This window comes from Halobacterium salinarum DSM 3754, from assembly GCF_008124605.1.
Taxonomy (GTDB): Archaea; Halobacteriota; Halobacteria; order Halobacteriales; family Halobacteriaceae; genus Halobacterium; species Halobacterium salinarum.
In genome coordinates this window covers 192,393-218,473 of sequence record NZ_VRYN01000001.1, presented here as the reverse complement: position 1 = coordinate 218,473, position 26,081 = coordinate 192,393, and the positions used below count along the sequence as shown (strand labels likewise).

Annotated in this window: 25 protein-coding genes and 1 tRNA gene; 11 read left to right on the top strand and 15 right to left on the bottom strand. The window is 67.5% G+C overall.

Features of this window, described 5'->3' with window-relative positions:
- Window positions 1-454 precede the first annotated feature (454 nt).
- Together APQ99_RS01165 and cosT are read left to right on the top strand one after the other, a co-directional pair.
- Entirely contained in the window at window positions 455-1,459 is a 1,005-nt protein-coding gene (locus APQ99_RS01165) for a glycine betaine ABC transporter substrate-binding protein (RefSeq protein WP_010903285.1), read from the top strand.
- Between the two features lie 4 nt (window positions 1,460-1,463).
- A complete protein-coding gene (cosT, locus tag APQ99_RS01160; protein WP_010903284.1) occupies window positions 1,464-3,896 on the top strand; it encodes a chemotaxis signal transducer protein CosT in 2,433 nt (810 codons plus the stop codon).
- A 15-nt stretch (window positions 3,897-3,911) separates the two neighbouring features.
- Here cosT and htr7 read toward each other — a convergent pair whose 3' ends face one another.
- From htr7 to APQ99_RS01145, 3 genes are all read right to left on the bottom strand, one after another.
- Window positions 3,912-5,549 carry a chemotaxis signal transducer protein Htr7 gene (htr7, locus tag APQ99_RS01155; RefSeq protein WP_010903283.1) on the bottom strand — a complete coding sequence of 546 codons (1,638 nt, stop codon included), beginning with the start codon at window positions 5,547-5,549 and terminating at the stop codon, window positions 3,912-3,914.
- Entirely contained in the window at window positions 5,546-5,833 is a 288-nt protein-coding gene (locus APQ99_RS01150) for a hypothetical protein (protein WP_010903282.1), read from the bottom strand. Before APQ99_RS01150 ends, htr7 begins: the two co-directional genes overlap by 4 nt.
- A gap of 206 nt (window positions 5,834-6,039) precedes the next feature.
- Window positions 6,040-6,324, bottom strand: a complete 285-nt coding sequence (locus tag APQ99_RS01145; RefSeq protein ID WP_049892515.1) for a translation initiation factor eIF-1A — start codon at window positions 6,322-6,324, stop codon at window positions 6,040-6,042.
- Between the two features lie 100 nt (window positions 6,325-6,424).
- Here APQ99_RS01145 and APQ99_RS01140 point away from each other — a divergent pair, with 100 nt between their 5' ends.
- From APQ99_RS01140 to APQ99_RS01125, 4 genes are all read left to right on the top strand, one after another.
- Window positions 6,425-7,981 carry a phytoene desaturase family protein gene (locus APQ99_RS01140; RefSeq protein ID WP_012289373.1) on the top strand — a complete coding sequence of 519 codons (1,557 nt, stop codon included), beginning with the start codon at window positions 6,425-6,427 and terminating at the stop codon, window positions 7,979-7,981.
- Window positions 7,982-7,983: 2 nt separating this feature from the next.
- A complete protein-coding gene (locus APQ99_RS01135) occupies window positions 7,984-9,372 on the top strand; it encodes a cryptochrome/photolyase family protein (protein WP_010903279.1) in 1,389 nt (462 codons plus the stop codon).
- A gap of 63 nt (window positions 9,373-9,435) precedes the next feature.
- A complete protein-coding gene (locus APQ99_RS01130) occupies window positions 9,436-9,867 on the top strand; it encodes a universal stress protein (protein WP_010903278.1) in 432 nt (143 codons plus the stop codon).
- Window positions 9,868-9,920: 53 nt separating this feature from the next.
- Window positions 9,921-10,874 (top strand): PAS domain-containing protein, encoded by a 954-nt coding sequence (locus APQ99_RS01125; RefSeq protein WP_010903277.1) that lies wholly within the window; start codon window positions 9,921-9,923, stop codon window positions 10,872-10,874.
- Window positions 10,875-10,887: 13 nt separating this feature from the next.
- Here the strand turns inward: APQ99_RS01125 and APQ99_RS01120 are convergent, their stop codons facing one another.
- Window positions 10,888-12,078, bottom strand: a complete 1,191-nt coding sequence (locus tag APQ99_RS01120) for a redox-regulated ATPase YchF (protein ID WP_136361508.1) — start codon at window positions 12,076-12,078, stop codon at window positions 10,888-10,890.
- 121 nt (window positions 12,079-12,199) lie between these two features.
- Here APQ99_RS01120 and APQ99_RS01115 point away from each other — a divergent pair, with 121 nt between their 5' ends.
- A complete protein-coding gene (locus APQ99_RS01115) occupies window positions 12,200-12,874 on the top strand; it encodes an SDR family oxidoreductase (RefSeq protein WP_010903275.1) in 675 nt (224 codons plus the stop codon).
- Here APQ99_RS01115 and APQ99_RS01110 read toward each other — a convergent pair whose 3' ends face one another.
- Window positions 12,875-13,564: a YqjF family protein gene (locus APQ99_RS01110; RefSeq protein ID WP_010903274.1), complete on the bottom strand. Its 690-nt coding sequence runs from the start codon at window positions 13,562-13,564 to the stop codon at window positions 12,875-12,877.
- A gap of 81 nt (window positions 13,565-13,645) precedes the next feature.
- Between APQ99_RS01110 and APQ99_RS01105 the strand changes: the two genes are divergently transcribed.
- The gene (locus tag APQ99_RS01105; protein ID WP_010903273.1) at window positions 13,646-14,506 is read left to right on the top strand and encodes a ZIP family metal transporter; all 861 of its coding nucleotides are present in this window, start codon (window positions 13,646-13,648) and stop codon (window positions 14,504-14,506) included.
- Window positions 14,507-14,547: 41 nt separating this feature from the next.
- Here APQ99_RS01105 and APQ99_RS01100 read toward each other — a convergent pair whose 3' ends face one another.
- The 6 genes from APQ99_RS01100 to APQ99_RS01075 are packed head-to-tail and all read right to left on the bottom strand — an operon-like array spanning window position 14,548 to window position 18,992.
- Window positions 14,548-14,862, bottom strand: coding sequence for a transcription factor S (locus tag APQ99_RS01100; protein ID WP_012289371.1), 315 nt, complete (start codon window positions 14,860-14,862; stop codon window positions 14,548-14,550).
- 7 nt (window positions 14,863-14,869) lie between these two features.
- The gene (locus APQ99_RS01095) at window positions 14,870-15,295 is read right to left on the bottom strand and encodes a hypothetical protein (RefSeq protein WP_012289370.1); all 426 of its coding nucleotides are present in this window, start codon (window positions 15,293-15,295) and stop codon (window positions 14,870-14,872) included.
- A complete protein-coding gene (locus APQ99_RS01090; protein WP_010903271.1) occupies window positions 15,292-16,269 on the bottom strand; it encodes a hypothetical protein in 978 nt (325 codons plus the stop codon). The genes APQ99_RS01095 and APQ99_RS01090 overlap by 4 nt, the downstream gene beginning before the upstream one ends.
- Window positions 16,270-16,313: 44 nt before the next feature.
- Entirely contained in the window at window positions 16,314-17,153 is an 840-nt protein-coding gene (locus APQ99_RS01085; RefSeq protein ID WP_010903270.1) for an RAD55 family ATPase, read from the bottom strand.
- A gap of 25 nt (window positions 17,154-17,178) precedes the next feature.
- Window positions 17,179-18,210, bottom strand: a complete 1,032-nt coding sequence (locus APQ99_RS01080) for a glycosyltransferase (protein ID WP_244288993.1) — start codon at window positions 18,208-18,210, stop codon at window positions 17,179-17,181.
- Complete coding sequence (locus APQ99_RS01075; protein ID WP_010903268.1) at window positions 18,207-18,992, bottom strand: MOSC domain-containing protein; 786 nt, start codon at window positions 18,990-18,992, stop codon at window positions 18,207-18,209. Before APQ99_RS01075 ends, APQ99_RS01080 begins: the two co-directional genes overlap by 4 nt.
- 151 nt (window positions 18,993-19,143) lie before the next feature.
- Here APQ99_RS01075 and APQ99_RS01070 point away from each other — a divergent pair, with 151 nt between their 5' ends.
- The 3 genes from APQ99_RS01070 (at window position 19,144) to APQ99_RS01060 (ending at window position 23,046) form a co-directional block, all read left to right on the top strand.
- A complete protein-coding gene (locus tag APQ99_RS01070; RefSeq protein ID WP_010903267.1) occupies window positions 19,144-19,479 on the top strand; it encodes a hypothetical protein in 336 nt (111 codons plus the stop codon).
- Window positions 19,476-21,086 (top strand): methyl-accepting chemotaxis protein, encoded by a 1,611-nt coding sequence (locus APQ99_RS01065; RefSeq protein ID WP_010903266.1) that lies wholly within the window; start codon window positions 19,476-19,478, stop codon window positions 21,084-21,086. The genes APQ99_RS01070 and APQ99_RS01065 overlap by 4 nt, the downstream gene beginning before the upstream one ends.
- A 205-nt stretch (window positions 21,087-21,291) precedes the next feature.
- Window positions 21,292-23,046, top strand: coding sequence for a pentapeptide repeat-containing protein (locus APQ99_RS01060; RefSeq protein ID WP_010903265.1), 1,755 nt, complete (start codon window positions 21,292-21,294; stop codon window positions 23,044-23,046).
- Window positions 23,047-23,529: 483 nt separating this feature from the next.
- Here APQ99_RS01060 and APQ99_RS01055 read toward each other — a convergent pair.
- The 4 genes from APQ99_RS01055 to APQ99_RS01040 all read right to left on the bottom strand — a co-directional run bounded on the left by APQ99_RS01055 (window position 23,530) and on the right by APQ99_RS01040 (window position 26,066).
- Window positions 23,530-23,600: transfer RNA gene (locus APQ99_RS01055), tRNA-Pro, on the bottom strand.
- 52 nt (window positions 23,601-23,652) lie between these two features.
- A complete protein-coding gene (locus APQ99_RS01050) occupies window positions 23,653-24,558 on the bottom strand; it encodes an RNA-guided pseudouridylation complex pseudouridine synthase subunit Cbf5 (RefSeq protein WP_012289369.1) in 906 nt (301 codons plus the stop codon).
- A 1-nt stretch (window position 24,559) separates the two neighbouring features.
- The gene (gene cmk, locus APQ99_RS01045; RefSeq protein ID WP_010903263.1) at window positions 24,560-25,138 is read right to left on the bottom strand and encodes a (d)CMP kinase; all 579 of its coding nucleotides are present in this window, start codon (window positions 25,136-25,138) and stop codon (window positions 24,560-24,562) included.
- A 55-nt stretch (window positions 25,139-25,193) separates the two neighbouring features.
- A complete protein-coding gene (locus APQ99_RS01040) occupies window positions 25,194-26,066 on the bottom strand; it encodes a DUF106 domain-containing protein (RefSeq protein ID WP_010903262.1) in 873 nt (290 codons plus the stop codon).
- Window positions 26,067-26,081 lie beyond the last annotated feature (15 nt).

The following is a 26,081-nucleotide window of genomic DNA, read 5'->3' as shown; positions in this document are numbered from 1 at the left end:
ATGAGTTCAGTACCGTTCGCCGGTTTGGTCTCTGATGTTCGTCAAATGTCACGGGATGACATCTGTCGCATGAAAAGGACTGCCCTTCACTTGTCCACAATGATCGAATTATGGCTATTGCAGTGCGTTTCACCGTTCAACCCGGCTATTAGTTTTAGTATTCCAGCAACCAGCACAAGGCAGGGGAGTTCAGTCCTGCAGAACCGACTGAGAGTGTGTGGTGGATCCGCACGTCAGGAAGCTTTCGGCCCGTCCCCGCGCTATCGCTTGCCACTGGCGTGGGATCTCTGACTGACACTAGATGTGACTCGGCGTCAAGCATCCAATCCGCTGGCTGTCCATGCCTGTCATTCTTTCTCGGATCATTGTGAGGTCTAATTGTTGTGTCACATGGGAGTATCACCGTTGATACTATCGCCAACGGACTTTTGACACAGTCCGGCTAGAGCCGGACATGATGGACACACCAGAACACGCCAGCACCAGCAGCCGGCGGCAGCTGCTCGGGATGCTGGCGGCAGGGGGGACGACCGCAGTCGCTGGCTGTACCACGATCACCGGGGGTGGTGACACCACATCCACCGGCGGCGGCGACAGTGGCTCGTCGTCGATCGTTGTCGGCTCGAAGGGGTACGGCGAGCAGGTGACGCTCGGATACGTCGCCTACGAGCTCCTGGCAAACACCACGAACGCGACCCTCGTCGACGAAACCGGCTTCGGGGGGAACGCAGCCATCTCCGAGGCGTACCGGACCGGGAACGTCCACGCCTACTACGACTACATGGGGTCGCTGTGGTCGTCGCACCCGCCGAAACACGACAGCGCCGACTTCGACACGCCGGACGCCCAGTACGACGCGCTGAAATCGGAGATGGAATCCGAACACCCGATCCGCATCCTGGATCGCGCGGACTGGCAGAACACGTGGGCGGTGTTCGTCGCCGAGCGCGCCGTCGAAGGTACGGGCATCCAGTCGATCAGCGACCTCGCGGCGCACGTCAACAGCCGAAACTACGACATCAGGCCCGCGTTCGGCGACGGGTTCCGCTCCCGGAGTGACGGCCTGGACGCGCTGCTCGACTACTACGAGTTCGACCCCGAGCGCGTGACCGCGTGGGCGTCCGAGCGCGAGTTCCTGGAGACCGCGTCCGCACAGGCCGCCGGCACTGCGGTCGACGAAGGGTACGCCGATCTGGGGGTCGGGTACAGCACCAGCGCCTGGCTCACCGACGTCGACAGCGTTCGTGTGCTCGACGACGACCGGAACTTCTGGCCGTTCTTCCATCCCGTCGGCGTCGTTCACGAGGACGTTGCCACCGACGCGGTGGTGGCGGCGCTGAACACGATGCCCGACGCGATCCCCGACGCGGAGACGATGCAGGCGTTGAACAGTCGCGCCGCTGCGAGCGGGAACCAGCAGGCGGCCGCCGACCACTTGCAGAACAACGACTTCATCTGACCCCATGTCCGAACCCACGGCCGACGCCGGCGACAACTCGCCGTCGTCCACAGACACGGCCCCGCTGGATCGCGTGAAAGCCATCGCCTTGCTGCCGCTGCGGTCGTACCTGGTGAAGTTCGCGGTCGCGTTGCTGGTGATCCTCGTGATCATCGCGGCCGGCGGATTCTGGGTGCAAGCCGACGCCACCGCGACGCTGGAGGCGAACACCGAACAACAACTCGAACAGGAGGCCGTCTCCGATGCGACCGAGATCGGCGACTGGCTGGAACGCAACGAGCAGTCCGTGCTCATCGCGTCGAACAACCCGCGGCTCGGGTTCAACACCACGGCCGCCGACAAACAGGCGTACGTGACACAGCTCGTGGCGGCCGAACTGGACGCCGATCGGATCGCCGACGTCCACGTCGCTGACCCCACCGTCGGCGGGGCGAGCGACGCGCGCATCGTTGCAAGCACCGACGAGGACGCCCGTGGCACGCGCGTATCGGCGGACACCCACCCGTGGGTGGACCGCACGCGATCCATCGGCCGCGACACCGTGGTGTCCACGAACCCCTACCGGACCGCCGGCGGCCAGCGGGTCGTCAGCTCGATGAGCGTCGCAGCGGACCTGACACACGTTCTCGTCGTGGAGTACACCGCGGGGGATCTCAGCGACCAGTTCGGTGCCGGCATCGACGGCACGTTCACGCAGGTCGTGCGTCCGACCTCGGACGCGACGGCGGTGTTGTTCTCGGACGCCGGAACTGACGCCGTCGGGCAGCCCTACATCCCGGACCGGTCGCAGTCCGAGATCCCGGCGCTCGACTCGGCCACCGAGCAGGGACAGTTCACGAACACCCCGACGAAAGACAGCGTGCTCGACCGTGAGTACGTCGCCGCGTACACGACCGTGCCCGGGAAGAACTGGGTGGTCGTCAAGCACGCGCCCTCCGAGAGCGCGTTCGCGTTGAGCAACCAGATCCGCACCGGGATCCTCGGGTTCATTCTGGTCGCGCTCGTGGGCGTGGTCCTGGTCGGTGGCACCATCGGGCGCAACACCGCGGCCGCGGTGCAGTCCCTCTCGGCGGCCGCAGCGGAGATCGAGGCCGGGAACTACGACGTTGACGTGGCGAGCTCTCGCCGGGACGAGATCGGGCAACTGTTCGCGTCCATCGGGAGCATGCGCGACGCGTTGGTCACCCAGATCGACGAGGCCGAGGCCGCCCGCGAACAGGCCACGGAGGCCCAGCAGGACGCGGAAGCGGAGCGCGAGCGCGCCGAGGACGCCCGGGAGCGCGCCGAGGACGCGAAAGCCGACGCGGAAGCGTTGGCGGCCGAACTCGAAGCGCAGGCCGAGCGGTACAGCGACGTGATGGCGGCGTGCGCCGACGGCGACCTCACCCGCCGCATGCCCGCCGACGACACGGACAACGAGGCGATGGCGGCGATCGCGGCGTCGTTCAACGAGATGCTCGCGCAGTGGGAGCACACCATCATCGACATCCAGGAGTTCGCCGACGCGGTCGCCACCGCCAGCGAGGAGGCCGAAGTCGGAGCCGCCGACGCCGAGCGCGCCAGCGGCCAGGTCAGCGAATCCGTCCAGGAGATCGCCGGCGCGGCCGACGAGCAGCGCAACATGCTGGACACGGTGTCCGGGGAGATGACCGACCTGTCGGCGGCCATCGAGGAGGTGGCGGCGTCCGCCGATTCGGTCGCCGAGCACTCCCACCAGACCGCCGAGATCGCGCGCGACGGCGAGCAGACCGCCGAGGACGCCATCGAGCGCTCGCTGACGGTGCAGGAGGCAATCGACGCGACCGTGCAGAACGTCGAGGCCCTCGACGACCAGATGGCGGAGATCAGCGAGATCGTGGACTTGATCTCGGACATCGCCGAGCAGACGAACATGCTGGCGTTGAACGCCAACATCGAGGCCGCCCGCGCCGACAAGAGCGGCGACGGCTTCGCGGTCGTTGCTGACGAGGTCAAGGACCTCGCCGAGGAAACCCAGGAGTCAGCCGGCGACATCGAGCGCCGCATCACCGAGGTGCAGTCCCAGACGACCGCCACTGTCGCCGAAGCCAGGGCCGCCGAGGAGTCCATGGACGCGGGGATCGACGCGGTCGAGGAGGTCGTGGACGCGTTCACCGCAGTGTCCGACCACGCCGACGAGACCGACACGGGCGTCCAGGAGATCAGCGACACCACCGACGATCAGGCCGCCAGCACCGAGGAGGCGGTGTCGATGACCGAGGAGGTCGCGGATCTCAGTGACTCCACTGCTGGGGAGGCACAGAGCGTCTCCGCCGCCGCAGAGGAGCAGGCCGCGTCGATGTCCGAGATCAGCGACAGCGTCGAGTCGCTCAGCGGCCAGGCCGAACAGCTCAAAGCGCTGCTGTCGGAGTTCGAGGTCGATGCCGACCGGGACGTCACGCCCACGCAGACCGACTGACCAGACCGCAGCCGGTCAGTCCGACTGTCCGGCGGGCGCGTCGGTTGCTTCGCCGTGTGCCGTGCCGGTGGCCTCGGTCCGGAACTCGTTCAACCGGTCTTCGAGGGTGTCCGCCTGCGCGGCCAGTGACTGCAGGCTACTGGTCACCTCGGTGATCGATGCGGTCTGTTCTTCGGAGGCTGCGGACACGTTCTCGGCGCGATCGGCTGTTGCCTGGCTGATCGTGGCGATGTCGTCGACGCTGGAAACGACGCGCTCGGAGCGCTGGGCCTGCTCGTCCATCGCCTGACTGATCTCCTGGACGCCGTCGGTCGTCTCCTGGATGTTCTCGGTCACCGCCCCGAACGCGTCGACGGTCTCCTCGACGGCCGCCGCCCCGTCGTTGACGCGCTGCTCGGCGACCCGGATCTCCTCGACCGTCGTGGCCGTCTGTGACTGCACTTCCTCGATGAGCTCCGCGATGTCCTTGGCCGAGCGCTGGCTCTCGGTGGCCAGCTCTTTGACCTCGTCGGCGACCACGGCGAAGCCGTCCCCGTTGCTACCGCCGCCCGATCCCGCACGAGCGGCTTCGATGTTGGCGTTCAACGCCAGCATGTTCGTCTGCTCGGCGATGTCGCTGATGAGCTCCGCGATGTCGTCGATCTCGGTCGTGAGATCTTCGAGCGCGTCGACGTTGGCGACCGTCGTCTGCATGGTCTCCTGGACGGCGTCGATCGCGTCGATGGCGTCCTCGGCGGTCTGTTTGCCCGCCGTCGCGACGTCCGTGGTGTCGGCTGCGGTGTCCGCGACGCTCTGTGCGGTCGCCGCCACCTCCTCGACGGTCGCGGAGTATGAATCCATCTCCTCGGCGACCGACTCCAGTTGCTCGCGTTGGTCGTCGGTGCCGGCGGCGATCTCCTGGACGGACTCGCTGACCGTCTGGCTGGCGTCCTGGATCTCCTTCGCGCCGGCGGTGGCTTCCCGGCTGGCCGTCGTGACGTTCGTCGAGAACCCCTGGATCTCGTCGATCGTGCGCTCCATCGTCGTCAGCATGTCGTTGACGACGGTTGCCACTTCGGCGATCTCCGCGTTGTCGGTCGTGGCATCCACCCTGGCGGTCAGATCCCCGTCCGACGCCGCTTCCAGCGTCGCTCCGACTTCGGTCGCCTGGGATTCGAGGTCCGCCGCCAACTGCTCGATCTCCGCGCTGCGTTCCCGTGCGTCCTGTTTGGCCGATTCGGCCTCGGCCGTTTGCCGCTCGGCTTCGGCCTGTTTCTGTTCGGCTTTCTCGCGGGCGCGCTCCGCCTCGGCGCGCTCTTCCTCGGCCTCCTGGCGGCGCTGGGCGCGCTCCTCGACCAGCGCCTCCATGTCCTCGACGATGGCCAGCGTCGCAGTCCCGCCGATCGCGAACACCGCCACTGTCGTCGCCATCAGCGGCCCCGTCGCGAGGTTGAAGATCTGCGTGGCGACACCGGCTTTCTCCAGCATGAGCGACACCGTCCACGTCACGCCGAGCAGTGAGGCGAACGTGAACGCCATCCAGAACGCCGCTTCGGCGTCCGTGTCCCGGTAGTTCCGGTAGCCGAGCGCGGCCGCGGCACCGAACCCGATCGCGCCGACCGCGTCGCCGAGGGGCGCAACGACCGCGTCAACGAAGACGGCAGCACCACTCATGCCGTGTCCTCCGTTGCCGTCATCCCTTGCCGGCGCTGGTAGGCCGCGAACAGGAACGTCACGCCCGCGAGCCCGATGCCGACGACGTGCTCAGTGGCGTTCAACACGACCGGCAGAACCACGGCTTCGAGGTTGGTCGCCACCATCCCGACCACGAGCAGGAGGTAGCCGACCGTGAACAGCTTCGTGCTCTCCTTGTACTGGCTCACCACCGGGAACAACCCCAGCACGGCCACGATCAATCCCACGACTTCCAGAACACCGAACGCCCCAATTGCTGCCATTGCACACACTTACTTCCCGAGAACGTAGGAATGTTACCCGAACGGTACTCTCTCACACACGTTCCAGTGAAAGATTTTGCGTCCGGACGCGTGCACGGGATCAGGTGGCATCGACTGGCACGCAGCGCGGACTCTCCGATCGCGCGACGAGAAGCACAGCTATGCGGGGCGAGAAGCGGTCGCGGCGCGGCCTGCTGTGGGCGCGGTTATTCGATGTGGCCTTCTTCGCGGAGCTGATCGGCGTCCTGGTCGGAGTACCGCCACTCGACGTTCGCCTTCTCGTCCTGCCAGTCCCACGGCTCGGCGAGCACGACGTCGCCCTCGTTGATCCACGTCCGGTATTTCATGCGGCCGGGAATGCGTCCCATCCGCTCTTTGCCGTCCTCGCACTGCAGCGTCACGTGGTTCCCGCCGTCGTGTCGCTTGACGACCGCAAACACTTCGTCGTCGTTGGGCATTCGGAGGTTCCGCCGCCCTGACTCATCGCTCACACGCTGCCTACGCGCCCGCCACAGTAAAAGGGCGCGGTCCCCCGCGATGCCCCATCAGTCACAACCCGGCTTTTTGTTGCCGGCGATCCAACACCACTCCATGCAGGGGAGCCTACCCGGTGAGCGTGACGTGACTGTCGTGGGCGGCGGCTTCGGCGGGCTCGCCGCGGCGGCCTACCTCGCCCGCGCCGGTGCCAGCGTCACACTACTCGAACAACACGACACCGTCGGCGGCCGCGCCGGCGTCCTCGAACGCGACGGGTTCCGGTTCGACACCGGGCCGTCCTGGTATCTGATGCCCGACGTCTTCGAGCGGTTCTTCGACCACTTCGACCACGACCCACACGACTTCTACGAGCTCACCCGCCTCGACCCCCAGTACCGGGTGTTCTGGACGGACGGCGACAGCGCGACGATCGAACCCAACCGGCGCAACGCCCACGAGCTGTTCGAGTCCTACGAAGAGGGCGCCGGCGACGCGCTCGCGACGTACCTCGACCGCGCCGCCACCAACTACGATCTCGCGATGAACCGCGTCGTCTACCCCGACCGGACGGCGTTCCGGGATTACGCGAGCACCGACATGCTCCCGCTGGCGTCCCGGCTGCGGCTGTTCGGGAACATGGACGACTACGTCTCGCGGTTCTTCGACCACCCCAAGCTCCGCCAGCTCCTCGAATACACGCTGGTGTTCCTGGGTGGTGCACCGCACAACACGCCCGCACTGTACTCCATCATGAGCCACGTCGACCTCAACGGCAACGTCTTCTACCCCGAGGGCGGCATCGCCGGGGTCGTCGACGCGCTCGCCGAGCTTGCCGTCGAGCAGGGCGCAACGATCGAAACCGGAGTCGGCGTCAACGCCATCAGCGGCCGCCGCGGCGAGTTCACGCTCGCCACCGACGACGGCACACGAACCACGGACCTCGTGGTGAACAACGCCAACCCCGCGTACGCCGAGCGCGAACTCCTCGACACCGGCGGCCGCGACCACGCCCCCGACTACTGGGACGACCAGACGTACGCGCCGTCGGCGCTCATGTTCTACCTCGGCGTCGAGGGCGACGTGGAGCCACTCGCGCACCACTCGCTGGTGTTGCCCCCGGACTGGGACGGCCACTTCGCCCAGCTCTTCGACGACCCGGGGTGGCCCGATGATCCGGCGTTCTACCTCTCGGTGGCGTCGAAGACCGACGACACCGTCGCGCCCGACGGCCACGAAGCGGTGGTCATCCTGCTCCCGATCGCGCCCGGCCTCGACGACACCCCCGAGATCCGGGCGCAGTACCGCGACCGCCTGCTGGGGACGCTGGCGGCCCAGACCGGCGTCGACCTCCGGGACCGCATCGTCGTCGAGGAGTCCGCCTGCGTCTCGGAGTTCAGCGAGCAGTTCGGCGACCCCGGCGGGACGGCGCTTGGCCTGGCGCACACGCTGTTCCAAACCGGGCCGTTGCGCCCGGGAAAGCGCGACGGCCCCGACGGCCACTACTACGTCGGCGCGTACACGAACCCCGGGATCGGCATGCCCATGTGTCTCATCAGCGGCGAGCACGTCACCAAAGCCGTTATCGACGACGATCCCGCGGCGTCGGGCTCGACCGACCCGCTGGCCGTCCCCGGGGAGTTCAACTTCGACACGCCGACCACGGCCGACTGACCATGCACCTGTACTGGCACCAACGCGACCTCCGCGTTCCCGACAACCGCGGCCTCCACGCCGCCACCGACGGCGACACCGTCGTGCCCGTCTACGTCTTCGACGACACCGTGCTCTCCCAGGTGGGCCGCCCCAAGCGCGCGTTCCTCGCCGCCGGCGTGCGCGCACTGCGGGCGGCGTACCGCGAGCGCGGCAGCGACCTCCTCGTCCGTGAGGGCGACGCCGAATCCGTGCTGCCGGCGCTGGCCGACGAGTTCGACGCCGACACCGTGTTCCACGCCGCCCACTACGACGCCGCACGGCGGAACCGCCGCACGCGGGTCGCGGACGCGCTCGCCGCCGCAGGCGTCGACACCGCGGGCCACGTCGACCACACGCTCGTCGACCCCGCGACCCTCGACGACGCCTACCCCTCTCACAGCCAGTTCTACGACGACTGGCAGCAGGCACCGAAACCCGACCCGGTGCCCGCGCCGGACGCCGACGCGCTGGCCGACGTCCACGACGACCACACGCTCTCGGTCCCGGCCCCCGAGCCGCCGCTCCCGGATGCGGGGCACGCGGCCGCCACCGACCGCCTCGCGGCGTTCCTCGACGACGGCATCGCGTCGTACAACGACACCCGGGACGACCTCGCGGCGGCGGTCGACGCCCCCGCCAGCGCTGTCTCCCGGCTGTCGCCGTATCTCGCCGCCGGCAACATCGGCGTCCGGGAGGTGTGGGCGGCCGTCGCCGACGCCTACGACGACGCCACCGGGAATGCGGCGCGGAACATCGGGAAATACCGCTACGAGCTGTCCTGGCGCGAGCAGAACTACCACCTGCTGTACCACACCCCCCGCCTCCAGACGGAAAACTACGTCAGCTTCGACGCCCCGATCGCGTGGCAGAACAGCGACGACCACTTCGAGGCGTGGACCCGGGGGGAGACCGGCTACCCGCTGGTGGACGCCGGCATGCGCCAGCTCCGCGCGGAGGGGTACGTCCACAACCGCCCCCGGCAGGTGGTCGCCAGCTTCCTCACGAAACACCTCCTGGTGGACTGGCGGCGCGGCGAGCGCCACTTCGCCGACCGGCTGGTGGATTACGACCCCGCGAACAACGCCGCGAACTGGCAGTGGACCGCCTCCACCGGCACGGACACGGTCGCCGTCCGCATCTTCGATCCGGTCAGCCAGATGGCGAAATACGATTCCGATGCGGCGTTCGTCACCGAGTACGTCCCCGAGCTGCGCGGCGTCGACCCCGAGACCATCGTGGACTGGCCGACGCTGCGCCACTCCCAGCGCGAACGCCTCGCGCCCGACTACCACCACCCGATCGTCGACCGCGATCACGCCTACGAGCGCGCCCAGCGCGTCTTCGAAGCGGCCCTGGACGGGGACGCGTGATCCGGGCCGCGGCCACACGCTGATTCCGCGGCGGTTTTACCGCGTGTCCCCGTAGCGCCAGCCATGTACGACCGGATCCTGCTCCCGGTGGACGACAGTGACTCGATGGACCGCGTTGTTGAGCACGCCGCCGACGTGGCCGGCCGCCGGGACGCCACCGTTGACGTGCTGTACGTCCTCGACGATCGGGCGTTCCTCACGCTCGACGACGGCATGCAGGACGAAGCCACGGCGCAGCTCCGCACGCAGGGCGAGCGCGCCGTCGAACACGCCGCCGACCGCCTCTCGGAGGCGGGGGTTGACACCGAAACGTACGTCCGCGACGGCGACCCCGCGGATGAAATCCTCGCGGTACTCGCCGAGGACGGCGCGGACCTCGTCGTGATGGGGACGCGGCGCGGCGACTTCGAGCAGTCCATGCTCGGCAGCGTCTCCCGGGATGTCGTCGAGTCGACCGAAACACCCGTGTTGACCGTCCCGGTCACCGAGGACTGAGTACCGCGGCGTCGGGGCCAACGTATTTGTGGCTCGTCGGTGTGGCCCGAGACATGGATTCCCGCACAGACGAGTTGGACGAACGACAGGCTGTGACGGACGCGATCAACGTGACGTACGTCCTCGGCAGCGGCGGCGGGGCCGGCGAGCGCACCGCGGCCCGCCTCGAACGCGTTGCCGGCGACGTCCCGATCGCCGTCACACCCACGACCGACCCGATGTCGGTCTCCGACGACGCCGGCTGTGTCGTCGCCGAAACCGGTCTCCACGGCGTTGACATCGTCTCCGTGGTGGCGCGGCTCGCGGACGCCGACGTTCCCGTGGTGGTGGTCGACGACCCCGACGGCAGTGTTGCTGCCGGATCGGCCATCGACGCCGGGGCGACGGCCCACGTGCGTGCCCGGCCGGACGGGGACACAGCCCGGGTGCTCGCGAACCGCGTTCGGACCGCCGTCGAGCGGCGACGCGACCGCGAGTCGATGTCACACACCGAGCGCCGGCTCCGGCGGGTGATCGACTCGCTGCCACAGTGCGTCCTCGAAAAGACACTCGACGGCGAGTACCTCCTCGTCAACGACTCGGGGGCGTCGAACTACGGGCTGGACCCCGACGCCGTCGAAGGGCACCGCGAGGACGAGTTCCTCCCACCGGACCTCGTGGAACGCTTCCACCGCGAGGACGAACAGGTCATCGCCGACGACGAGGCGCTGCACATCCCCGAACAGCACGTCGACGACCGCGTCATCGGCGACGATCGCGTCGAGGAAGTCTACAAGCTCCCGTTCGACGACCCGGACACGGACGCCGACACCGTGTTGACCGTGGTTGCGGACGTCACCACGGCCTACGAGCGCCGCCACCGACTCGCCGGCGCGGCCACCCACATCGAGGACGCCATCTCCCAGATGGCGTCGGCGGACCCCGACCACGATCGCATCCGGTCGCTGCTCGACGCAGCCCACGAGTACGCCGTCGGCGACTCCGAGCGCGCCGTCGACCCGCAGTAGCCGCCGGCGTCGGTCAGTTCGTCGAGATGATCTCGATGACCGCCCGCGAGTCGAGGTCCTGGTCGGCGGCGATCTGGCGGTTCGCCCGGCAGTCAACGGCGTGCAGGAAGCCGTCACCGACATCGGAGTGAACGGCGTACGCGAAGTCCTCGGCGGTCGCGTCGGGTTCAAGCAAGAACACGTCGGGCAGCACGCGCCCGTCGGCGGTGCCCAGGCCGTTCGCCGACCCGGGGAAGACGGGCTTGACGCCGAGCGCGTCGAACAGCGCCGCCTCGATCGCGGACTGCACGCCGGTGCCGCCGTACTCGGTGACGAACTCCCGGATCGACTCCAGGCCAGCGCGCTGGTCGTCGCTTGGCTCGCCGACGATCGTGAACGCGTCGTCGCCCGACCGGTAGTCGACCACGCCGCCCTGGTCGGCCTGCGTGAGCGCCTGCTCGGCGTGCGCGCTCACGGGCACGAACTCCAAGTGGTCGTACTCGTCGTCGTCGGTGATCGCCGCCCAGTTGGCTTGGGCTTCCGGGGTGTCCATCTTGTTCGCCGCGACCACCATGGGCTTGGTGCGGGTGCGCATCTCGCGGGCGAGTTCGAGGCGGTCGGCGTCGTCCCAGGTGTCCGGGTCGAACGCCAGATCCAGGGCCAACAGCACCTGCTTGACCTCCTCGGGGCTCGTGCGGAACGCGCTCATCTGCTCGGCCAACTCGACTTCGAGGGTGGCGTCCGCCATGTGCTGGCCCTCGTAGCGCTCGATGCCCTTCTCTAGGACGTCGAGGTACCACTGATCGAGCTCCGTTTCGAGGAAGTCGATGTCCTCGCGGGGGTCGTGGCCCTCGGTCGCCTCGCCCTCGATGTCCGTCGTGCCGGAGAAATCGACCACGTGGATGAGCACGTCCGCCTCGTTGAGGTCCGTGAGGAACTGGTTGCCGAGACCCGCGCCCTCGTGAGCGCCCGGGATGAGGCCCGCGACGTCCACGAGCTTCGTCGGGACGAACCGCGTGCCGTCCTCGCAGAACCCCGTTGCCGGCGTGCACTCCTCACCGAACTCGGGAGCGGCACACTCTACACGAACGTACGCTTCGCCGACCGCGGGGTCGATGGTGGTGAACGGGTACGCGCCCTCCGGCACGTCGTTGTTCGTCGCTGCGTTGAAAAACGTGGACTTGCCCACCGAGGGCTTGCCCACCAGGCCGACGCGATAGCTCATTGATCACCGGCAGGGGGTTCTCGCCTAAACGGATTGCTACCTGCGGCCCGTATGCGAACCCGGGACAGACCCACCGCTGTGGCACCGGCGCTTTTACGCTGGCGGCGCTCCACGGTGGCGTATGAGCGAGACAGTCGTCGTGACTGGGGCGGCCGGCGGTATCGGAAGCGAAGCAGCCCACGCGTTCGCCGACGACGGCGCCACCGTCGTGCTCGGCGGCCGGAACCGGGACGCCATCGAAACGCTCGCCGCGGAGATCGGCGCGGAGTGGCTGCGGGCCGACGCGCGCGACGAGTTCGACGCCGAGCGACTGATGGAGACGGCCTCCCGGGCGGGTGATTCCTCCGGCATCGACGTGGTCGTTCCGTGCGCCGCCGTCTACCACGGCGACGCCGGACACACGCCGCTCGGGGAAACGGGCTACAGCACGTTCGACGACACCATCCGGACGAACGTGCGCGGGGTGTTCGCGACCGTGCGCGAGGCGCTCCCGCACATGGACAGCGACGGCCGCGTGCTCGTCCCAACCGGCAGCGTCGCCACCGACCCGAAACCCGGCTTCGGCGCGTACGCCGTGTCGAAAGCCGCCGCGGAGGGGGTTGCGAGGCAGTTCGCGGTCGACTGCGAGCCGGCTGTCGGCTGCGTCGATCCCGGCGCGGTCGACACCGAACTCCACGGGATGGGGGGCCGCGATCCGGCCGACGTCGGGGGGTTGTTCACGTGGGCGGCGTCGGTCCCCGACACCCTCGACGGCGGCGTGGTCGGGCTGAAAGACTGGAAGCAGGCGACCCGGTGATCAGACCACCGTGGGCAGGCCAGCGGTGACATCGACGCCAGGACTGTAGGCGATGTGGGGGCTGCCGGCGGGCTGCTCGAACCCGTTGGCGGTGAAGAGGTCGTTCCGGCGGACGTCCAGGGTGGCGTCGGCGAGCTGCCAGGGGTCGTGGTCGACCGCTCCCTGGTAGACGGTGCCGTCCTCGCTGGCGACGAAAAACCGATACCGCTCCAGGAGGAACGCGGTCAGCGATCCGGGGGTGGCGCGCGAGCACGCGCCCGCTTGCTCGTACGTCGCGTCGAAGGCAAGCGACGGCTGGCCGGCGTGCGTGCGGGTGCTGCGAACCGCGAGCGCGCCGCCCGCGCGGCGTTCGATCCGCATGTCCGCGGTGTAGTACGGCAGCCCGAACAGCCGGCGGGCGACCCGGACCCCCAGGGCGTCGGTGGCGTCCAGGTTGAAGAAGTAGATGCCGGGGCGGCCGTCCACCGTGACGTACGTGCGGAGGTTCAGCTCCCCGAAGGTGCGGCCGACACCCGACGGGAGACCGCGAGGACGGATGTTCTCCATCACGAACGGGACCACCGAGAGGTACGCGTCGCCGTCGTGGGTGTCGACGTCGACCCCGTCGGGGAGTCGGTCGGCGACGACCTCGGGGTCGACCGGCCAGCTCGCCACCAAGACGTCGGCCCACCGCATGGATAGCACGTCCATACCAGCGGGTTCGTGCGCCGGCAGCTTGGCGCTGTCGCCAACCGACAGGTTGTTAATACTGGGTACAGATTTAATAATCGAATGTCGGTTTCACACTCCACGTCGAGCGCACGCGCCCGCACGATCCGGCTCGGCGCAGCCAGCGCCATCGCCTTCCTCGCCCTCTCAGCGTACGTCTCTCGCACCGGAGACGCCCCCAAACTGGTGGGCATCTCCTGGGTGGCGTTCACCGCGATGGCCGGCGCCGCCGCGCTCGGCGGCCACACCACCGCCGACCACCCCCGTGGGCTCGTCTGGGGGTACGGCCTCGCCAGCGGCGCAATGATCGCCAGCGCTGCCGCGTTCCTCCTCCCGCAGGCCATCGGCTACGCCGCCAAACCGGGCGGGTTCGGCGTCGCGGCTGGCATCCTCACCGGGTTCGGCGCGCACACCATCGGCCACCGGCTCTCGCACCTCGACCTCCCGCTGGACCGCACCACCGCCGAACTCTCCGCGCACTCGCTGGCCGCCGGCTCCATCATCGGCGTCGTCTACACCGCCATGCCCGGCCTCGGCCCCCTCCTCGGTCTCGCCATCGTCTCGCACAAAGGCCCCGCCGGCTACGCCGCCGCCCGCCGCCTCGCCCGCACCGACCGCTCCCCGGCGATGCTGCTGTTGCCCGCCGCCGGCGTCGGCATCGCCGCGCTCGCCGTCACCGTCGTTTCGTTCCCCACTGCCCCGGTCTTCCGGGCGGTCGTCTTCGGGTTCGCCGCGGGCATCTTCCTGCACGTCGCGATGGACTTCCTGCCGCACTGCGAGACCGGCAGCGACGTCCACGACGCGGTCACGCGCTCCGCCCACGACCACGACCACGCCCTGCTCGACCGCCTGCGCCTCCACGCCGTTGCCTCCACCGGCCTCGGTGCCGCCGTGGTCGCCGCGGCGTGGGTTCTCCTGCAGTAGCTACACCCCAATCCGACAACTGCGGGCGTCTTCCGGGTCGGTCAGTTGTAGTCCCGCCACCGGTTGCCACAGTCCTGGCACTTGAAAAATCGCGTTGGCGGCTCGTCGGCGCTTCCGGTCTGCTTGATCGTGTACCACGCCTCGCCGTGGCCACACTCCGGACAGGTCTCCTCGGCGGTCGGCTTCCCCTCGGAGGCCGCGTCCTCGCTGGTCTCGATGACATCGCTTGTGTCCTGGCTGGCGGTCTCCACGAACCCCTCGCTGCCCTCGCTGTCGGCGCTCGCGCCACAGGACGCACACACCATCTCGCCGTCCTGTTTGTGCATCATCGAGCCACACTCGTCGCAGAACTGCATACCCCGATTACTCGTGGTCGGCGGAAAAATCACTCGGGTCGTCTCCCGCCCGCCGGGCGACGATCGGACAGTCAACCACCCGGAAATGATCCACGTCCACCATCGCCGCGATCGTCGTGCCCTCGTGGGTGCAGCCCATCTCCGGCGGCGCGGCAAAGTGCGGACAGCCATGACAGAGACTCGACTCCACGACGGTCGTCTCCCCGTCGTCGGCCGCCGCGCTGTCGGTCGCGGCTGCACTCCACGGTGCCGCCGCCGCGCTGTCGGCGTCCGTCGCGAGCGCCGTCCACACCGCGTCCTCGTCGATCTCGGCGACCGACATCTCCTCGAACAACGCCGCGACATCGGCTCCGCCGTCGTCGTCGTCGTCGCGGCGCTCGTCGATCCGTCGGCGCACGTCGGCCAGCGGCTCGTCGGTCTCGTCGTCGCTCACGCCCCACCACCGTCGTTGCCGGCGTCCTCGGCGTCGGCGTCGAGCACCTCGGACGGCTCCATCGGCCCGTCGCCGTCCCCGCGGGAATCACCCGCGGACGCCATCCGCTCCAGTGTCTCCGTCTCCGCCCCGAGCCACGACTGATCGGAGTCCTCCCCCTCGCCGTTGCCCTGCGGGCCGCCGGCCGCAAGCGCCGGCGTCTCGCCGGTTTCCAGCGTGTGATTGCTGAACCAGCCCGGGTCCGGTGATACGTCCGCGAACGCCGCGCCACAGAACGGACACTCCGGGGCCGTCAGCAGCGCGACGTCCACGGCCTGCTCACATCCCTCGCAGTCCGCCGTCCGCACGCCCGCGACGTTCGCCGCACGCTTCAGGGCGTCCACCCGCGCCCGCCGGGCTTCGGCCGCGCCGACGCTCCGCACGGCCTCCCGCATCGACACCACCGCCTGCGCGAGCGTTGACACCTTCTCCGAGAGCCCCGCTGCCTCCTCGTCTAGGGACTCGGCCACCGCCTCGAAGTTCTCGAAGCCCGCGTCGACGCGCTCGGTCACCGCGGTCACGTCCTCCGCCACCGCGTCCACGGTCCCCTCGGCGTGCTCGGCGGCCGCCAGCGCCGCCTCGATGTCGGCCGCCAACTCGGGGTGGCCGTGGCCAGCGTCGGCTTTCCCGTCGGTCTCGCGTTTCACCTGCACCACGCGCTCCCGGATGTCCTCCACCAACTCGTCGACTGTCGCCTCGTGGTCGTCGAGTTGCGCCTCCAGCTCATCGACGCGGCTCGTCACCTCCGTCAGCCGGTCACCGACCCCCTCGTCGGCTGCCAGCTCGCCGTCTTCGACGCTCCGATAGGCGGCCACCACGCGTTTCAGAAACGCGTCCTCCTCGTGGCCCAGCTCCTCGGCGCGCGCGGCCAACCAGGCGGCGGCCGGCCCCTCCAGAGTCACGCTCTCGACGCCATCCGACGTGCCGTCGGGCATTCGTTCGAACTTACTGTGCGGTGGTCTTAACGGTTCGGGGCAGCCTACCTGATCTTCCGCACGTCGCTGATGTCGAAGCCGCTGTCACGGATCTCGGTCTCGAACTGCACGATGTCGTCCTCTTCGAGCCGCCCGAGGACGCCACGGAACTCCCGCACGAACATCGTTCGAACCCGCTCGTTGCCGCCGCTCTCCCACGCGAACTGCACCGTGCCGTCCACCGACGACATCAGGCTCCCGAACTCCTCGCTGCGCACCGCATCCCGCGTCAGATGCAACAGGATCAGGCCGCTCCAGTCCCGCGCGGCCTTCCGCAGTCCCTTCAGCGTCATCACCACGTCGGAGAACGCCATGTCAGAGGACCGCCGCCCGATCAGGTCGTTCAACGAATCCACCACCACGAGGCTGCCGCTGGCGTGTTCGTCGAGGTAGTCGGCGAACCGCTCCAGTACGTCCCGCGTGTCCTCGCCGGTGTTCCCGAGATCGCGCACGGTCTGGTGTTTGTCGGCGTACCACGACCGCGGCACCGGGCTCAACTGGAAGTACTCCGGTGACAGGTCGGCGAACGTCACGGCGTCCGCGCCAGCCGCCACGATCTCCTCGTCCATCGTGAACGCGATCTCGCGCTGTAACTCCGCCTCGTTCGCGGTGAACGACACGTAATGGATCTCCTCGGGCTGTCGAGCGCTCCCGTGAGGGCTGCCGTAATGCAGGTCGAACAGCTCGGGGTCCGCGGTCGCAACCGCGTTCATCATCGCCGCCGTGTACAGGAACTCCCGCGCCCCCGCGCCGGCCTCCCCGGACAGCAACACGACACTGCCCTCCGGTGCCCCACCCCCGATGCGGCTGTCCAGCCGCGAGATCCCGAACGGTATCGTCGCCATACCACGCCCCTCGCACGGTCTGCGCTTACGTCTTTTGCCACGCCGCACGGTCTCCCATGACCCGATCCGCAACCACGGGCGCGCCGTTGGGGAACGACGGCGCCGCCGGCGGCTGGGCGACCGCAGCCACGGCCTCGTCGGGCGTCGTGGCGACGGCGAACCCATCGCCCGCGGCGAGGAACTCCGCGACGCCGCGTTGCTCGCTGGTGAACGGGTACACCACACACGGCGTGCCCGCCACGGCGGCCTCCATCACCGTCGAATAGCCCGGACAGACGACAACGCTCGCCTCGCGCAACACCGGCAGCATCGACCGAACGGTCGTCCAGTCGTCGCCGCCCACGACGGTCACGCTGCGCCCCCGCTCGCGCAGCCGCCCGGCGACCGCGCCGAGATCGTCGGAGTAGGTGCTCGGTGAGACCAACACGTCGACGTCCGGCACAGCACCGTCCAGGGGGACGTCCAACGCCAGCGGCGGCACGCGCTCGACACCGCGCGGATCACCGGCTTGCGCCGGCCAGACCGCCGGATAGAAGAACGTGCGGCTGGCGGTGACCTGCTGGCGGGTCAGAAGCGCGGCCCCCGCGCGCTCCGCGCGGTCGTCGTAGTAACCCGGCGTGTTGTGCGTGCAGACGTACTGGGGGACACGCGCCAGCAGCGCCGCCACCGACGCGAACATGTCGTCGGTGACCACGCAGTCGGCGTCCACCCGCCCCAGCCACCGGGCGACATCACGCACCCGACGGACGGCATCCGGCACGCTTCCCGTGAGCACGTCCGCCAGCGAGCCGTCCGCGCCCTGGTAATCGCCGATGAAGTCCACGGCCGTCGGCACGAACTCCTCGTAGCCGAGCAACGCCGCGAAGCGCTCGCCCGGCCCGCCGCCCGCCACCTCCACGGTCGCCCCCCGGGACTGGAGTTCGCGGGCGATCGCCAGCATCCGCGTGGCGTGGCCGGCCCCTTCCGGGTAATGCACGACGGCGACGGTCGCGTCCATGCCGGAGGGTGCTTGCGGGGCACGCAAGCCGGTTTCGGTCGCCGCTCCCGGCGCGCTCACGCCGCCTCGTCGAGGACGGCAACGCCGTCACCGACTGCGAGCGTCTCTCCCCCCGAGATGTCGGGGGCCCGCGCCAGGATCATCGCAGCGTACTCGTGGTCGAACGCGTCGCCGTCGGCCCACTCGGGGAACGTCCGCTCGCGGTTCGCACAGAACGTTTTCCGGAACTCGGGCAGCTGCTCACCCGTGTCCGGGTCCCGCGATGGAACCACGCACCGATTACACGGGGTCACGCCCTCGAAGCGAACACCGCCCACCTCGAACGCCGGCGCACCATCGCCCACGAACCGGTCCTCCCAGAACGCCGGGACGCCCTCGATCTCGATGTTCGCCCGCAGCCGTCGCCGCGCGCCGGCCACGGTCATCGAGTCGAACCAGTCCGCGATGGCTTCCAGTGTGGCCGTGCTGACCACTGCCGGCCCCATGTCTGACCGATCCACGAACCCAGTGGGATCGCTGCGCATCGACACTGAGACTGCCAGCCGGCTGTCGAACCAGTCGCCGGCCGCCGACAGCCCCTCGTCGTCGCCAAGCGAGAACGACGCCCGCTGCCCGTCGGGGTCCGTCACAGTCAGTGTTCCCGTTTCGGGCTCGTAGTCGGTGCGGAACGCGTGCAACGCGGGGCGGCGTTTCGCGGTCACGATCGACCCCGTGTCGGAGTCCACCAGCGTGAACGTCCGGTCGTGGTGTAGCTGCCCGTGGGTTCGCAGTGTTGCGGTCGATCGGTGCTCGCTGTCGAGGCCTTTGATCGGATACACGTACAGTCCCGCGATGGCTGCCATCTCCTTGCGCCACGCCTGGCACCGTGATAACTGTTGGGTGGGCTCCGACGCACCAGCCCATTTTTCCACCACGAGCGCCTGTCAGAGCGATTGTATTGCCTGATGTGTACGGCCGACACACTATTCACTCACATCACATAATACTGCGTTCATGATGGGCATCCTGGAGGTGCTTGATCCGCCGAAGGCTGTGCTCCCACTCATCGCACTCATCGGACTCGTTCCCGTTGTGGCGCGATACCGGACCGAATCACGGTGGTTCGTCGTCGGATACGGCCTGCTGGCCGTTGCGACGCTCGCAACCAACCTCGAAAACATCGTGCTCGGGGACGTGCTCAACGGCACCGAACACGCCCTCGGACTCATGGGCTCCGGGATCGCGTTCCTCGTCGCGGGCTACTACCGCCGCCAGACCATCCTCGACCCCCAGTCCGACGACGCAGCCACCGGCGACGCCGCCCCGGCCGCCGAGGGTGACGACCAATGAACCACCTCATCGTGCTGTTCGACGTCATCGCCGTCGCCGCCTACGTCGCCGCCATCGGCGTCGGCATCCAGACCTACCGCGACACCACTGACATCGCGGGCTTCTGGGTGAACTACACGTACATCTGCGGGCTCGGCTTCCTCTGGACGGGGGTCGTCGCGCTCGAATGGATCGGCGTCGCCGGCCCCGTCATGGACGCGTTCAGCACGTCCCTGCTGGCCGTACTCATCGGCGTCGTCGCCATCTCGTCCACCGGCACGATCTCGATCGTTGAAGACCTGAAAACGTCAAACGCACGCGCCCACCGCCGCCGCAAGGACGCCGAACAAGCCAAACGCCGCGCCGACGAGCAACGCGCGCAGGCACAGGAAGCCAAAGCCGAAGCCCAAGACGCCCGCGAGGAAGCCGAGACGCTGGCCGCCAAGCTCCAAGAGCGCGCCGCCGAACGCGACGCACAGCTCTCGAAGAAAGCCTCCGAATACAGTTCGGTCATGGAGAAAGCAGCCAGCGGCGACCTCACGGTGCGCGCGAACTCCAGCAGCGACAGCGACGCGATGACCGAAGTCGGGCAGGCGTTCAACGAGATGATCGCCGCCTTCGAGGAGATGGTTGCGCGCACCCGCGAGTTCGCCGGCGACGTCGCCGACAACAGCCGCGACATACACGCCAGCGTCGACGAAATCGAAGCCGCAAGCGAACAGGTCGCCGAATCCGTCCAGGAGATCTCGGCCGGCACCGACCGCGAACACACCCGCCTCGCGGACGCAACGGACGAACTCCAATCGCTGTCCGGCGCCGTCGAAGAAGTCGCCGCCTCGGCCAGCCAGGTCGCCGACGTCTCCGACCAAGCCGCCGACCGCGGCCGCCAGGGCAGCGACGACGCCGCCGCGGCGGTCACACAGATGACCGACATCCAATCCGAGACCGAGGCCGTCGTCTCGGAGGCCAACGCGCTTGCCGCCGAAGCCCAGGAGATCCGCCGCGTGGTCGATCTCATCAACGACATCACCGACCAAACCCACCTGCTGGCGCTGAACGCCAGCATCGAAGCGGCGCGCGCCGACCAGGACGGCGACGGGTTCGCCGTCGTCGCCGCGGAGGTCAAGGAACTCGCCGAGGAGACCAACGAGGCAACCGACGAGATCGAGACGCTCGTGGACAACCTCCTGTCGTCCACGCAGTCGGTCGTCGACGACTCCGAGCAGATGGCCGCCACCGTCTCCTCGGGCACCGAAACCGTCGAAAACGCGCTGACCGCGCTCGAAGAGATCGGCGACCACGTCACCGATGTCAACGAAGCCGTCCAACAGATCGACGACGCGACCGACGCACAGGCGGCGTCCGCCGACACCACCGTTTCGATGATCGAGGAGATCGAGGACATCAGCGAGCAGAACAGCTCCGAGGCCGCCAGCGTCTCCGCCGCCGCCCAACAGCAGACCGCGTCGCTGTCGGATGTCACCGACGGCGTCACGCGCCTCGTTGATCGCGCGGACACCCTCCAGGACGTCCTCACTGGCTTCACCGTCGACAGCGACGACTACGAACTGGACGTCGACACGTCACGACCCGCCACGACGAACCCGGAACTGGAAGCCGACGACTGACGCCCCTAGCGCTATTTCTTCATTCAGACGACTCCTTGAAGCTGAAACGGCCGAATTGATACAGACAGAGGACACACTCGGTACGCGAAGCGGTCGCAAAATCTCTTCGCTTCAACTAGAATTCAGATAGGCGCTTCTGAGGATATATCCACTTGTCCTGAGGGAACATCGTTATGGAGCACTGCTACAACGATCCGGCAGTTGGATGAAAGAAGCGAGCCGGTGCAGCTACACACTCAATCCGGAAACGTGGGAGAGCGAACACAATGCAGAGTGCCAGGTCGACCCAGAGTATGACGCCGAGATTTTGGAGGAGGTCGACGGCCAGACGGTGTGGCGCTGCCCTCACGAGGCCGTTGAGGAACACGACGGAGAAGATAGGTGCATCTTTCATCTCCGAAAAGAGAAACGGCCGAATGGAATCAACCCCGTTGAGGAGTTCATCGCCATCGTTCAGGGTGAGCGCGAGGTAGTTGAGGGTAAGGGACGACGACCGGCGCGGTTCATCGACGCGACGTTCGAGAATCTCAATCTGGACCGGGAACAGATTGGAGACGGTGCGGCCATCGATCTGCGACACGCCCGGATTGAAGAGATGAAGTGGGATATCCGGGGGGTAGACGCGCAGCTTGACGCGGCTGGGGCCGTGGTTGAGGGTGATTGTGACGTACACGGCGTCTCTTTTCGAGACCGTGTCCAGTTTCGAGAGGTGGTGTTTCGGAGCGTGGTGAGCTTCGGAAATGCGACCTTCGACGATACGGCGTCTTTCTGGCATGCGACCTTCGACGATACGGCGTCTTTCGGGGGTGCGACCTTCGACGACAAGGCGTTCTTCGGGGATGCGACCTTTGACGATAGGGCGATCTTCGAATCCGCGACTTTCGACGATACGGCGATCTTCGGGGATGCGACCTTCGACGACGGTGCGGATTTCAATGGCGTGAATTTCAGAGACGAAGCGCTCTTCGAGAGTGCGACCTTCGACGGCTGGGCGGCATTCCGGAATGCGGCCTTCAACGGCGGAGTGACCTTCAACAGCGCCAGCCTAAATAGCACGAGATTCGACGACATGGTGAATTTCATGGGTGTCGAACTTGATGAGGCGGTTTTTCAGGACGCTAATCTCTCGAACAGCTATCTGAGGAACACCGAGCTTGAGGGCGCGGATCTCCGGGACGCAGATCTCAGTGGTGCGGACCTCGAAAATGCTGTCCTCACCCGTACCCAGCTCTACGGAGCGGACTTCAGGGACGCCCGCCTCCATGGGGCAATATTCGGGGACGCCCACATCAGCCACGCCACCACGTTCGTCGAACGAGGTAACAGGTGGGTATCTCACCGACGAGTGGTCGGATATCTCAACAGGCTACCGAAGGTGGATTTTGCTGAGCCACAGACCGTCATCTACGACCCGCGTACCGAACCACACTGTGAAGCGGACGAGGACGAAATCAGCAATGTCACCCGTGCCGCCACGGTGTACCAGAAGCTCGAATCGCTTGCCGAAGATAACGCCGCCTCGTCGCTCGCAAGCACCTGTTTCACGTGGCGCAAGGACATGGAGCGAAAGCGCCTCTCAAGCGGCGAAGGCGAGGGGAACAGTCGGCAACCCGTCTCGTGGGCACTTTCATGGCTGTCGAATGTCGTCACCCGCTACGGGGAGAGCCCGTACCGTGTTCTCGCCACGGTTGCGCTTATCGTGCTTTCTTTTGGCGGCCTCTACTACTGGTTCGACTTAATTCAGCCGGACCTTACAGCTCAAGCCCCGACTGAGTCGTTGCCACCGGTTTCGCTCTTCGACGCGATGTACTTCTCGACCATGACGTTCACGACGCTCGGGTACGGCGACTTTCGGCCAGCGAGCCAAATCGGACAGATTCTCGCCATTTCCGAGACCTCTGCTGGCGTGGTTCTCCTCGCCCTGCTAGTGTTTGTGTTCGGGCGACGAGCGACACGATGATGGTCGCCGTTTGTGCGAAGCGTTACCCTCTGGGTTTGAGGGTCGCGGCTTTGTTGACTGCTTCCGAGGCGCAGGAAGGGACACAGAACTATTCGATCAAGTAGATCGTTCTGTGAGATACGAACTCGTTGGAGAAAGTTCTCTTGTGGTGGCGAACTATTCGAGAACAGCGTAAGATTTTGAGGACAGTAGAATTCCAGCGTAAAACCTCTCTCTCACTGATTGAGCGGGATTAAGACGAGACAGCCCGTCGTCAGGGCTGGCACCTCCCGTTGTCGAGGGCGGGGTAGCGTTTGTCTTCGTGGTCGATGTGGAACCCGCAGTATTCACAGACCTCTCCGAGATATGAGGTGTCTGCGGTGGGGGCGCTCACGCCGACCACCGCGTTGATAAAGACGCGACTTGTGTACCGTCGTAGCTACGCGAAAACTGAACTGCGGACCCGGTAAGAACGCCGGTACCGGAATCCGACCTTATTTTGAGTGGGACCGTCGAGATTCGAACTCGAGTCCGACGCACCCCATGCGCCGAGGATACCGCTACCCCACGGTCCCGTATCTGGGTGGAGGCGCGGTCCACCATTAAGACCTTCGTTTCGGCGGCGGGCTACACGAGCACGCGTTCGAGGGCAACGACCACGCCGGCGTCCGCGTCCGGATCGCCGACCAGCCGACCGAGGCAGACCGCCGTCCCGCCTGCGGTGTAACACGCCACCAGCGCCCCATCCGCCGGCGGTGTCGGCAGGGCCGTGGTGTCGATGACGCCCGGCGCGTACACCGGCGCACCCGTGGCGACCTCGTGGGCTGCCGAGTCGGCGATGGTGAGCCGCGGCAGGTGCGTGAGCGCGCGCTCGGCGGGCTGGACCGCTGCGCGCAGCGCGTCCGCGGGTGCGTCCGGCGGCTCGGTGTCGTCGGTGTCGCGCAGCCACGCCACCGCGTCCGCGAGGTCGTGCAGCGTGACGAGGTCGGTGTCGTCGAACGGCGTGGTGGCGCTGCGGCGCAGATGCCCCATGTGGGCGTTCGTGCCGAGCGCGCGGCCGATGTCGTGGCAGAGCTTCCGGATGTACGTGCCCGACTCACACCGGATCCGGAGCAGGACCTGGCGGCCGTCCACGTCGAGCACGTCGAGGTCGTAGACCGTGCGGGTGCGCAGGCGGCGCGCGACCGCGGATTTCTTCGGCGGCTTCTGGTAGATCTCGCCGGTGAACGCCTCGATCACGTCCGGGAGGATGCGCGGCGGGTCGTCGTGCAGCTCCAGGACGGCGACGTACTCCTTGAACCCCTCCAGGAGCGCGGGTGCGATCCGGGTCGCGGTCCCGGTCAACACGGGCAGACAGCCCGTGACCTTCGGATCGAGCGTGCCGGCGTGTGCGGCCTTCTCCACGCCCACGAGGTCTCGAATCCACGCCGACACCTGGTGGGCCGACGGCCCCGGTGGCTTGTCCAGGTTCACGACGCCAAACGACAGCACTGCCGCCGGGCTGCGCTCGCCGGGTGGCGGTCGAATCCCCATGTTAGAACTGATAGCGGACGTTCTCAATGGGTGTTGGGCCTTCGTCGCGCTCGGCCTGGTAGGCGTCGACGGCGTCCAAAACGATGTCCGTGACGGCGTCGGGCCCCCAGCGGGCGGTGTTCACCGACAGGTCGTAGATGGTGATGTCGTCGAAGTCGATGGCGTAATACTCCTCGTAGCGCTGGGTCTCGGACTCCTCGCGGGCCTCCGTCTCGGCGCGGGCCGCCGCCGGCGTCTTGTCCTCGCGCTCGGCGATGCGGCGCGCCCGCACGCTCATCGGGGCGTCCAGCCAGATCTTGATGTCGGCGTACTCGCCGGCCATCCAGCCGGCCAGCCGGGACTCCAGGACGATGTCGTCGCGCCCGCGGGCGGTCTCCCGGAGGCGGCGGTCCAGGTCCTTATCGATCTGGGGGTCCTCCTCGGCGAGCTCGTTGAACTCCGCGAGCGTCAGGTCCCGGTCCTCCGCGAGTCCGCGAAAGATGTCACCACCGGAGATGTGTTCGTAACTGAGGTGATCGGCGAGCGTCGACGCGACGGTGCTTTTCCCGCTCCCCGGCGGTCCGGAGATTGTGACCAACATATCCGACCTGGGGGTGGCCGGGACAAAGAGGTTTTGAACCGCGGCTGCCGGCGCGCTACGTGGGCGTCGTCTGGATGTTCAGCGCCTTCCGGATGATGTTCGAGAAGCTGAACGAGCACATCATATACCAGAGGATCCACGCCGGGAACACGAGCACGCGGCCGCCGTTGAGATCGATCTCACCCAGCAACGGCAACACCATGTTGAGCTCGCTTTGCGGGATCGTGCCCGTGCCCAGCTTCCAGTACATCCAGAGGAACACCGGGATCGTCAGCAGCATGATCCACACCATCGGGCGGAACTGCTCTTTCATCATGCTGGCCTGATCGCCGAACGCCTCCATCTGCTCCTCGCGGAGGCGTTCGACCGCGGCGTCGTCGCCGCGCTCTTTCGCCGCGGACATCTTGTCCTGGAGCTCCTGGGCTTGCTCCTGGTATTTCGACATCTTCTCCATGTCCGTGAGGTTCGCCTGGAGGATCGTCGTGTACAACCCAGTCAGCACCGCCAACACCAGGATCACGACGTAGAAGGGCATGATCGAGTCCAGGGGCCCCAACACGACGTTGATCGTGCCGCCGATCGCGTTCTTGATCGGCGAGTAACTGTACCCGATCATCGCGCCGACGGCCCCGACGCCCGCGAGCTTGTCGTACGTCGACCACGACGTGCCCTCGGGGCTGTCGTCGTCGCCGTCGTCGTCGGGTGCAAGCCCCTCCTCGACGCCGTCGGGGTCACCGACCTCGAACCCCGTGTCGCCCTCGACGAGGATGTCTTTCTCCAGGAGGCGCCCCCACTGGCCGCTCGAAACGTCGTCGCTGACGTCCTGCCACTGGAGGTCGCCGTCATGGTCCAGGAGGTCTTCGAGGATCGTCGCCATCTCGGGGTCCTCGCGAACCAACGACTGTACTTTCTCCGCGGTTCGTGCCATCGTGTGGCCGTGTTA